The 10,138-nt window shown below is 49.2% G+C and carries 10 protein-coding genes; 1 reads left to right on the top strand and 9 read right to left on the bottom strand.

Annotation, left to right across the window (positions count from 1 at the left end; all coding sequences use genetic code 11):
* Positions 1-30: 30 nt before the first annotated feature.
* On the bottom strand, positions 31-702 hold the full coding sequence (locus tag AAV35_RS03110; protein ID WP_008586955.1) for a M15 family metallopeptidase: 672 nt from the start codon (positions 700-702) through the stop codon (positions 31-33).
* A gap of 125 nt (positions 703-827) precedes the next feature.
* Between AAV35_RS03110 and AAV35_RS03105 the strand changes: the two genes are divergently transcribed.
* Positions 828-1,532, top strand: a complete 705-nt coding sequence (locus AAV35_RS03105) for a DsbA family oxidoreductase (protein WP_008586953.1) — start codon at positions 828-830, stop codon at positions 1,530-1,532.
* 91 nt (positions 1,533-1,623) lie between these two features.
* On the opposite strand, the gene ltrA is transcribed toward AAV35_RS03105, so the two are convergent.
* The 8 genes from ltrA to AAV35_RS03070 form a co-directional block, all read right to left on the bottom strand.
* Positions 1,624-3,003 (bottom strand): group II intron reverse transcriptase/maturase, encoded by a 1,380-nt coding sequence (ltrA, locus tag AAV35_RS03100; protein ID WP_040608979.1) that lies wholly within the window; start codon positions 3,001-3,003, stop codon positions 1,624-1,626.
* Positions 3,004-3,529: 526 nt separating this feature from the next.
* The gene (locus AAV35_RS14310; RefSeq protein WP_156330832.1) at positions 3,530-3,700 is read right to left on the bottom strand and encodes a hypothetical protein; all 171 of its coding nucleotides are present in this window, start codon (positions 3,698-3,700) and stop codon (positions 3,530-3,532) included.
* Positions 3,701-3,906: 206 nt separating this feature from the next.
* Positions 3,907-5,361 (bottom strand): sodium/pantothenate symporter, encoded by a 1,455-nt coding sequence (gene panF, locus AAV35_RS03095; RefSeq protein ID WP_008586949.1) that lies wholly within the window; start codon positions 5,359-5,361, stop codon positions 3,907-3,909.
* Positions 5,358-5,630, bottom strand: coding sequence for a YhdT family protein (locus AAV35_RS03090; protein ID WP_008586946.1), 273 nt, complete (start codon positions 5,628-5,630; stop codon positions 5,358-5,360). Before AAV35_RS03090 ends, panF begins: the two co-directional genes overlap by 4 nt.
* 165 nt (positions 5,631-5,795) lie before the next feature.
* Positions 5,796-6,305 (bottom strand): macro domain-containing protein, encoded by a 510-nt coding sequence (locus AAV35_RS03085; RefSeq protein WP_008586943.1) that lies wholly within the window; start codon positions 6,303-6,305, stop codon positions 5,796-5,798.
* 50 nt (positions 6,306-6,355) lie between these two features.
* A complete protein-coding gene (locus AAV35_RS03080) occupies positions 6,356-7,231 on the bottom strand; it encodes an ROK family protein (RefSeq protein ID WP_008586941.1) in 876 nt (291 codons plus the stop codon).
* Positions 7,228-8,616 carry a glycoside hydrolase family 32 protein gene (locus tag AAV35_RS03075; RefSeq protein ID WP_008586939.1) on the bottom strand — a complete coding sequence of 463 codons (1,389 nt, stop codon included), beginning with the start codon at positions 8,614-8,616 and terminating at the stop codon, positions 7,228-7,230. Before AAV35_RS03075 ends, AAV35_RS03080 begins: the two co-directional genes overlap by 4 nt.
* A 65-nt stretch (positions 8,617-8,681) precedes the next feature.
* Entirely contained in the window at positions 8,682-10,079 is a 1,398-nt protein-coding gene (locus AAV35_RS03070) for a sucrose-specific PTS transporter subunit IIBC (protein ID WP_008586937.1), read from the bottom strand.
* Positions 10,080-10,138: the final 59 nt, after the last annotated feature.

Here is a 10,138-nt window from a genome sequence, read left to right as displayed (position 1 = left end):
TATTTGTAATCGTACAACTGAATGAACTGATCAATTGTAAAATTTATTCCATGTTTGTGGTCCGATAATACCATCAACCTGAATGTTGTTTTTCTGTTGAAATGTAACTGCCGCTTTCTCCGTAAGAGGTCCGAAAATGCCGTCTGCCGCAGTTCCGAGTTCTAGCTGAACCTGTTTTACTCTCCGGCCCCGGCTTCCCCTCCGGATCAGAAATCCCGGGTAATCGAAAGGCCCCCGTCCTGAAGCCAGATCCTTCCACGTCATCCCGTGCGTCCATTCCAGGTGAGGATAGTCCTTGAAGGTTCTCCAATTTCCGCCCCACGTAAAGCCCAGGTCTTTTGATATAGATGCCACTCTCCTCCAGCTTTCATCCACCCTCCAAATTGCCTGTTGTCCGCTTTTGTCTACCAGACAGAAATCGATAGCAAGTCCGTAATTATGGATGCTCTGCCCGGGCCTTGCGTGTGTGACGATACTTCCCCGGCTCCCGTAATTCCGCCCGTCCCACCTATACCAGGAACGTCCCTGACCATACAATTCCGCCTGTCTCCGGTACGAACGGTGGCCTTCTGTTATTTGAGCACAAATACCCTCATCGTACGCAGCGGCTATGATTTTCTTTCCAAAGACGGCAATCCGATGATCGACATTGCCCATGTTCCTCACACTCCGTCTTACCAGCTCATTTTTACTGACTATCATACATCATTCCCCCTTTTGTCCTTACAATCGAAACGGACTTCCCTTCCGTGTAATCAGATTAATGGATTTTTTTAATCCGGCATCTTAAAATGAAAGATATCATGCAATTAATTGAGGTGGATAATATGAAAATAGAAATATGGTCCGATTTCGTGTGTCCTTTCTGTTACATCGGAAAGCGTCGCCTGGAAGAGGCTTTAGAATCGCTTCCGGATGATGCCGAAGTGGATATACAATACAAAAGTTTTGAGCTGGACCCGGATGCGAAAACGGAGACGACACCGGTGATGCACGAAAAACTGGCAAAAAAATATAATCAGTCGCTTGAACAGACGAAAGAAATGACTTCTTCCATGGAAGAGCAGGCGAAAGCAGTCGGTCTCGATTTCCGGTTCGATCAGATGATTCCTGCTAATACGTTCGAAGCTCATCGTATAGCCAAATTCGCTGAAGAGCAGGGAAAAAGTCATGCAGTAACCGAACGTTTTCTGAGTGCCGCTCTTACAGAAGGGAAAAATATCGGGGATTCCGAGACCGTGTACAACCTGGCCGTGGAGGCAGGACTTCCTGCCGGAGAAGTGGAACAGATTCTGAACGGGGATGACTATGAAGAAAGTGTCCGTGAGGAAGAACGTGAAGCCTATCAGCTTGGTGTCCAGGGCGTTCCTTTCTTCGTCATCAATCGTAAATATGCGGTATCCGGAGCTCAGCCGAAAGAAACGTTCGAAGATGCACTGAAACAGGTGTGGGAGGAAGAACGCGGCACTCCCGCCTTTACCAGCCTCAATTCAAAGCAGGGCAGCACCTGCAGTGAAGACGGTTGTGACTGATTTTATTCATAAATCGAGTAGGAGGAGGTAATTAACCTCCGTCCTCTCACACCACCGTACGTACGGTTCCGTATACGGCGGTTCAATAGGTTCAGTGCGCTTTCTTGAAAAGCTGATTAAGATTCTTCAATCCCGTCTTTTCAAGACGATCATTTCGTATTGCTCTATGAAGGATATAACTACAGGCAATATGCCAGTACCCTTTCCTTGTATTTGCCCATTCCCAGGCTTTCTGCCTGGGAATGTTTAATTTCACAAGGTTTTGGTATCTGGTTTTGACCTTCTTCCATCGTTTCCATATAATTTGTCTCAGGCGACGCCGGAGCCATTGGTCTATGCGCTGGATATATTTTTTCATATAGCTGATGCTGTAGTAAGCAATCCACCCGGTTGTTATTTCGTTCACTTCTTTGATGATTTGGTAGGTGGAACCACTACGTTTCCGGCTCGTCTTTTCTCTGAGTTTCTTCTCGAATTTCTTTTTCGATGTGATGTGAGGGCGGAAGCCAACACCGTCTTTAGTGGTATGCAGACAGAATCCGAGAAACTTTCGTTTCGTCGGGCTACCCACTTCACTTTTCTGACGGTTCACGGTGAGTTTGAGGTCCTTTTCCAAAAAGGTGGTCACACTATTCATTACTCTGTGTCCTGCTTTTCTGGATGTCACGTAGATATTACAATCATCGGCATAGCGAATGAATCTATGATTACGTCTCTCTAACTCCTTATCCAACTGATCGAGGTAAATGTTGCTCAGTAACGGAGAAAGGTTTCCCCCTTGCGGGCATCCTACTTCTGTAGCGTAGATGGTTCCATCAATGGAGACACCACTTCTCAGAAATTTACGGATAAGTCGAAGGACCGTCGGGTCTTTCACATGTTCTCCAACGTGGTACATCAGTTTATCGTGGTTCACGGTATCGAAGTATTGTTCCATATCGATATCCACCACGGTATGGTACCCGTCTTCATAGAATTCTTTCGCCCGACGCATAGCGTCGTGAGCGCTCCGGTTTGGTCTGAACCCGTAACTGTCATCGGAAAATGTCGGGTCTATCGTTTTCTCTAAAACTTGGAGGATTGCCTGTTGGACCAGACGGTCCTTCACTGTAGGAATCCCCAGTTTTCGTTTGGACCCGTCCTCTTTATCTATTTCCACACGTTTGACGGGTTGAGGCTCATAGGAACCGTTTTTGATGTCGGAGATAAGCGTATCTTTATTCAAGACTAGATAACCGTATAACTCCTGAACACTCATGTCGTCCACGCCTGCAACTCCCTTGTTGGCTTTCACTTTTTCATACGCCCGGTTCAGATTGGTACGATGGACGACTTTGTTTATGAAATGATGCGTACCATCTTTTCCACCCGTTTCACCGCGAGAACTGCTACACACTTCTACATTTCCTTCGGATTCCATCCTATTCTCCTGTAGATAGCCGCCGTCCGGCGTTGGCTGTGATTCTTGCATGTCTCCCACCTCCACGATGTCCAAGATTTCTATTGTTCAGCCCTTCGTCCCTGTTGGGACTACTATGGCTTCGGCTGACTTCTTACAATTCACCAGACCATCACTGTCCTGGTTGTTCCTGTGGAAAATTCCTTTCCTCTTGGCGGGAACCCTTGTAAGACCTCCCCGGGTAAGAGCTATAACTTTCCTCCCGTGTAACTGCTGTATTTACTGATCAGAATTCGGGCAGTATCGGACTTCGTTTTGTTATGCAAACTCGTCCGTTCCGAACCAGCCTTGTATACAGTTTCTGTCCGTCAGTCCGGGATTTTGCCTCCGGCTTCCTTCAGATTCCACCTCACGATGGACACCCTTGCCATTGGCTAACAGTTCCTACTGCCAAGCCTGTAGTGGACTTTCACCACCTAGTTATAGCCCATGCCGGGCACACATAAAAGGCGAGCGTCTCCCCCAAGACGCTCGCCTTTTCCTTTCCCTCATACCTTTTACTCCTCAGTATCCATATGCGCTTTCTCCTGACACCGGATTATTCGTTCTTTCCGCTTATTTCCAGATAAAAATAATAGCAGTCCTGACAAAGGATAGTGCCGTCACGGACCCCGTCCTTTACAAAAAACATATAATCTTCGAGTTCTTCCGTATTACAGTGATGACATGATCTTGTAAGTGTATACCACTGCTCCTGCTCGATATGCAAGTGCTTCCCCCCTCCTCTCACTATGTATCCTACTTCTTCCTGTAATGTGTGGCAAAAGACCATAACAGCGAGGTCCCGGTGTATCACGTGTACAAATTTCAAAAACAGGGGAGGTATATTTCATTTATCGATTGTTTATACGTACGGGATTGCCCGATTCAAACGTTTTTCAAAAAAATTCCCCCGGCATAAATGCCGGAGGATGATTATCTCGTCGGATTTGTCACAGGGGCCGTGTAGTTCTGTGTCGTACCGGCACTGACCAGTACGTATACTATGAAAGAAAACAGTACAGGAAGAACGACACTATGGACTCCGAGCGGCTGGTTGAAGAACTGATCGACAATTACATAGGACAGAATCCCTGTCAGCATCGAAGAGATTGCGCCGTACTTGTTCCCTTTCTGCCAGTACAGACCAAGTACCACCGGCCAGATGAAAGTGGCTTCAAGCCCCCCGAAAGCGAACAGGTTCAGCCAGATGAGAAGATCCGGCGGCTGAAGGGCCATGAGAAACACGAATATGCCGAGCACTCCCGTCACCCCGAAACTCATCCCTTTCACCCGGCGCTCGCTCGCATCCGGTTTCAGATACGTTACATATATATCTTTAACGAATGCGGAACTTACAAGAAGCAGCAGGGAATCGACGGTGGACATAATAGCGGCCATCGGAGCGGCAAGGACGAGGCCAGCCACCCAGCCCGGCAGCACTTCAAGAGCGATAAGAGGCATAACTTTATCCCCTACTTCGATACTCGGAAGGATGGGACGCGCGAATACACCGATCAGGTGCATATTGAGCATCACGAAACCGACCACGACGGTACCGATGATGATAGCTCTGTGCATCGCTTTGGAGCTTTTGTAGGACATGGCCCGGAGCGTCACCTGAGGAAGCCCGACGACCGCCACCCCTACCAGAATCCAGAAAGAGGATACATAGGCTGGTGTAAGAGTGAGGTCTGCCCCGAACGGTGTAATCAGGTTCGGGTTTTCCCGGGTCAGTCCCTGCATAATTTCCTCGACGCCTCCTCCTGCAATCACGGTGGCTATCAGCAGGATGAGCGTACCGACAAACATCACACTCCCCTGCACAGCGTCTGTCAGAGCGACAGCGCGGAAGCCTCCGATAATGACATAAATAAGGACAGAGGCAGCAAAAATAAACAGGGCCGATGTGTAAGGGATACCCGTCACCGTCTCGATGAGTCTTGCTCCGCCTACCCACTGGGCTGCCATTGCAGAGAACAGAAAAATAATGATACTGACTGCGGCGAGCAGGGCTACCACGTGGCTCTGATACCGCGTCCGTAAATAATCGGTGAGAGTTACGGCTTTATACTCCCTCGCCTTAATCGCAAACTTCTTCCCGAGTACCATAAGTACGAAGTACCCGGTCACGACCTGAGTCATCGCAAGCAGTACCCAGGCGAGGCCCTCGGTGTAAGCTACCCCCGGGCCACCTATGAAACTGCTCGCACTTCCGTATGTAGCCATCATTGTCATGGCAAGGATAAAACCGCCCAGTTCCCGTCCTCCTAAAAAATACTCCTGCATGAAATCCTTTTTAGAGAGACGGATGGACCGGTTCGCCCAGAATCCGATAATAAAAATAAGTATAATAAATAGAAGTAATGGTATGATTACCGCCCAGTTCATTCTATATCCTCATCCTTCGCTTCAAGAGGTACGTCCGTGAAATATACGTTCACTACAAAGATGACCAGCACCGACATAAGGATAAAACCGCCTACACAGCTCATGAAAAACCAGGCGGGAAGACCGAATATGTAACTGTATTCCTCCGGAGGCTTACTGCCGAGGCCATACGCAAAACCGAACCACCATAGAAAATTGATGAGTGCCAGACCTACGCCGATCAGAGCCTCCCGGTTAGCCACCTTGAATCTTTCGTCGTGCTTTTCCACCAGTACCCCTCCCCGATTTTTGTTATAACACTACTCATTATGCAACATTTTCTGATAAATGAGAAGTGAATTATCGTGGAGAAAAATAGTATACAAAAAGCCCCTCATCTATGGCAATGCACCCCGGAAGTTAGATTTTTTATTCTAACTTCCGGGAGTCAGTATCTATGAGCGGCTTTCGTATTTCCGTTTGAATGTTTCATACTGTTCATCGGAGAAAAGAACGGACCGGACGATCTGCAGGCTGCCCGGACGCGGGAAGTAGGATTCGACGACTTCGAGTGCCGTATCGATACCAGCTTCCAGAGGGTAGCCAAAAGCACCGGTCGAAATCAGCGGAAAAGCGACACTGGTTATATTATGTTCCCGTGCCCTCTCCAGTGATTCTCCGTAACAGCTTCCAAGAAGCTCCTCCGCCGGCTCATCCGTTCCGTATACCGGACCGAGCGTATGGATCACGAAATCGTTCGGAAGGCCGAATCCTTCCGTGACGACGGCTTCTCCCGGCTGCAGGGGTGCATACCGCTCTCCGGCCTTTTGAAGCCCGGGTCCCGCTTTTTTGTGAAGAGCTCCCGCGACGCCGCCCCCTGACCGCAGTTCTTTATTCGCCGCGTTCACTACTGCTTCCATGTCGGACTGGTCCGCTATATCTCCTTTAACGACCTCTATCTTCATCGAAACATCCCTCCTGAACAATCGGTGATAGGACCTTCACTGAAATTTTCTCACATCCGGCTTCCCATGGCCAGATAAAGTGCCCCTTTTACTCCCGCTTCATCAGTCAGACCGGGGGATACGATGTATTTGTCGATAGTATCTTCGGTCAGGTACGGAGAGCTTACGTACCCGTTCAAAAGTTCCAGTACCATCGTTCGGATCATCGGAAACAGCTGTTTCTGTTTCATGACTCCCCCGCCCAAAATGATTCTCTCAGGAGAGACGATGTATATATAGTTGACGAGAGCCTGGGCGAGATAATAAGCTTCCATCTCCCATACCTCTTTCCGGTCCACCAGCTCTTCTGCGGGGCGGCCCCACCTTTTTTCGATATGAGGTCCTGCAGCCATACCTTCCAGGCAGTCTCCGTGATACGGACAGCCTCCTGCATAATCATCATCCGAATGACGGCGCACGGGTATGTGTCCCATTTCCGGGTGAGATAATCCTCTCAGCGTCTCACCCTTTATATAGGCTCCGGCTCCGATTCCTGTACCTACCGTAATGTAGAGACAGGAGTCCACGTCTTTAGCGTCCCCCCACTTAGCTTCCGACATCGCTGCCACATTTACGTCCGTATCAATGATGACCGGAATGAGGAGGTGGTCCTGTAGCTCTTTGCCGAGCGGATAATCCACCCACTCCGTCTTCGGCGTTTTCTGCAACTGGCCGTAGAAGGCACTGTCCGCGTTCACATCAATAGGTCCGAAACTCCCGACTCCGAGCCTTTCAATATCTTTCCCTCTGAAAAAATCGATGACTGCGGGCATAGTGATGGAAGGATGTTCTGTAGGAATTACCTTTTTTTCCAGAATCTCTCCCTCTTCGTTACCTACTGCCAGTACGAATTTTGTTCCTCCGGCTTCAATTGCTCCGAGATTCATACAGTTTTACCTCCTGTCTGTCTGCGAAGTTCCCATACAGTAAGGGAAAGATCTCCGTTTATTATACCGGAAGTTTCTTCTTTTTCCGGGAATATCCTCGAGGAGAATACAGTCTCTCCTCCGTTTATAAAAATTTCAATTGAAGAGTGATCGACGAATAACCGCATTTCCGTAAGAGGGGAGTCGAGCACTGTCGCTCTCCACTCTTCCCCCGAACCGTCCATCGCAGGTCTCGTCAATATCGCTTTTCCTTTGCTGCAACGAAGAGATATATAACGGAACAGTTCTATGTCCACGTCTCCGTCTATATCCTGAAGCAGAATCTCGCTGCTCGCAGGAATCTTCCCTTCCCATTTTTCCTGTGACTCCTCAACTACTTTCCGCATGCGCAGTTCTTCCATTTCCACGAGAGGTTTCTGGACGATCGTATCTCCCTTCTGCGAAAGTTCCCGGGGCAGCGTCATCTGGTGAATCCAGTGATAGTCGTGGGTAGGGAAGTATTCCTCTCCGCCATCCGGCATGCCCATCCAGCCGATTATTATTCTGCGTCCGGCATCATCCTCCATCGTCTGCGGAGCATAGAACTCGAAGCCGTGGTCCAGCTCCCGGAAGTCCTCCGTGCGGAACCCGTCTTCAAAATCCCCGATGATGTAGCCGGACTGATACATGTTTCTGTAGTCCATACCCTGCTCCTCCAGCCCCTGCGGAGAAAATAACAGCACATCTCCTTCGAGCCGGAAAAAGTCCGGGCATTCCCACATATACCCGAGTCCGGATGCGAGTATCCCTTTGTACTGCCACGACTCAAGATCCGGGGAGTCGTAGAGGACGACACACCCTTCCTTATCCTCGGTCTGAGCTCCTATTACCATATACCAGCTGTGGCCTGTTTTCCATACTTTCGGATCGCGGAAGTGAGGGGTGAAACCTTTCGGAAGTTCAATACTTACCCCAAGCTTTTCGAACGTGACGCCGTCCGGAGAACGGACTTTACACTGATAACTCTCCCGTTCGCCCTCCCCGTTTTTGACATTGCCCGTATAAAACAGGATGAGCTCCCCGTCTTTTTCGACAGCACTCCCCGAATAGCATCCGGATCTGTCATACCACCGGTCCGGTGCAAGCGCCGGGCCGTGAAATTTCCAGTCCACCAGGTTTCCGGAAGTAACATGAGCCCAGAACTTGGCCCCGTGTCCGGTGTGAAAAGGCATCCACTGATAGAATAGATGATACGTCCCGTTCCAGTGGATGAAGCCATTCGGATCGTTAAGCAGACCGACCGGTGGCGCTATATGGTAGGCAGGGTAGTAAGGATCCTGTTTCACCGTATTGCCCCATCTGGCTATCTTTTCTTTTGCTTCATTTTTCATTACAGTCTCCGTCATGAATTCTCCCCCGTTCCTTAAAATCTTATCACAAGAAAGAAAGCCGGAGGTAACCGGCTTTCCTCTTACATATTCTCTTCCATTTTCTCATCGAAACCGAACAAATATGTGAGGACGAAGGCTACGGTGATACCGACCAGGTTCACTACGATGTACCAGATGATCTGTTCGTTCAGATACAGCAGCGCCCCGGGTATAACGGTGATTGCCATTCCGGTGGCTTTAAGGCCGAGAATCGAAGCCAGGAATCCGCCGGCACCTCCTCCAATCAATCCCATAATGAACGGCTTACCGTAGCGGAGGTTTACACCGAAAATCGCCGGTTCGGTAATTCCGAGAAAAGCGGAAAGGGTGGACGGGTAAGCAAGAGCTTTCATCTTAGCTTTCTTCGTTTTCACACCTACTGCAAGTGCTGCGCCCCCCTGAGCGGCCATAGCTGCCGTTACAATAGGGTTAAACGGATTGTATCCGAGATTCTCCAGCAGTTGAATTTCAAGGAAATTGAATATGTGATGCACCCCGGTTATGACTATGATCTGGTTAAAGAAACCGATGATCAGTCCGCTCAGACCGAACGGCAGTTCAAGCAGTGTTCTCGTTCCGTCGAAAATCCAGCCTTCTACTATATGAAGGATTGGACCCAGGGCAAACAGAGACAGCGTAATCATAATGAGCAGAACCAGAAACGGAGTTACGATTAAATCGAGCGCTTCCGGGACGCGTTTCCGGAAAAACTTCTCCACTTTCGCACCCACAATCCCTGCGAAAAAAGCGGGCAGGACAGAACCCTGATACCCGATTACGGGAATAAAGCCTAAAAACTGCAGAGGTTCAGCCGTACCGCCGGCCACTTCCCACGCGTTCGGAAGCGACGGGGAGACGAGCATCAGTCCGAGCACCAGCCCGAGCACCGGCGTCCCTCCGAATACCCGGAATGTCGACCATGCGACAAGTGCAGGCAGAAATACGAAAGCAGTATCCGTCAGTACCTGAGTGAACAAAATAAAGTTTTCCGAGATATTTTCCGGGGCCATACCGAAAAGAGTGAGTATCTGCTCCTGTGTCACCAGCCCACGGACACCCATAAACAGTCCTGTAGCAACCAGCACGGGAATGATCGGTACGAAAACGTCACCGAAAGTACGGATTGCTCTCTGGAATCGATTCCCCTGCTGTTTGCTTTCTTCTTTCATTTCGGACTTAGTCGTTCCGGTTACTCCCTGATTCGTCACTTCTTCGTAGATTCTGTTCACTGTCCCCGTGCCAAATATAATCTGGTACTGCCCCGAGTTATAAAAGGCGCCCTTTACTTTGTCTATATCCTCTACCCCGTCTACGTCCACTTTTTCATGATCGTGTACCATGACCCGCAGACGTGTGGCACAGTGAGCGATCGACTGGATATTCTCTTCTCCTCCGACTGCTTTGACGACTTGTTTAGCAATCTCTTCATTACTGGACAATTGTAACCCTCCTCAAATTGTGTGAACGATTCCACATATAAATAAAAACAGCGCTTTCA

Source organism: Salimicrobium jeotgali (genome assembly GCF_001685435.2).
GTDB lineage: Bacteria > Bacillota > Bacilli > Bacillales > Halobacillaceae > Salimicrobium > Salimicrobium album.
This window is presented reverse-complemented; position numbering and strand designations above follow the sequence as displayed.

Bases quoted from the DNA above. Each gene is read 5' to 3' on its own strand.
- ltrA (WP_040608979.1), bottom strand. From the start codon at position 3,003: ATGCAAGAATCACAGCCAACGCCGGACGGCGGCTATCTACAGGAGAAT.
- AAV35_RS03080 (WP_008586941.1), bottom strand. From the start codon at position 7,231: ATGAATCTCGGAGCAATTGAAGCCGGAGGAACAAAATTCGTACTGGCA.
- AAV35_RS03085 (WP_008586943.1), bottom strand. From the start codon at position 6,305: ATGAAGATAGAGGTCGTTAAAGGAGATATAGCGGACCAGTCCGACATG.
- AAV35_RS03105 (WP_008586953.1), top strand. From the start codon at position 828: ATGAAAATAGAAATATGGTCCGATTTCGTGTGTCCTTTCTGTTACATC.
- panF (WP_008586949.1), bottom strand. From the start codon at position 5,361: ATGAACTGGGCGGTAATCATACCATTACTTCTATTTATTATACTTATT.
- AAV35_RS03075 (WP_008586939.1), bottom strand. From the start codon at position 8,616: ATGACGGAGACTGTAATGAAAAATGAAGCAAAAGAAAAGATAGCCAGA.
- AAV35_RS03110 (WP_008586955.1), bottom strand. From the start codon at position 702: ATGATAGTCAGTAAAAATGAGCTGGTAAGACGGAGTGTGAGGAACATG.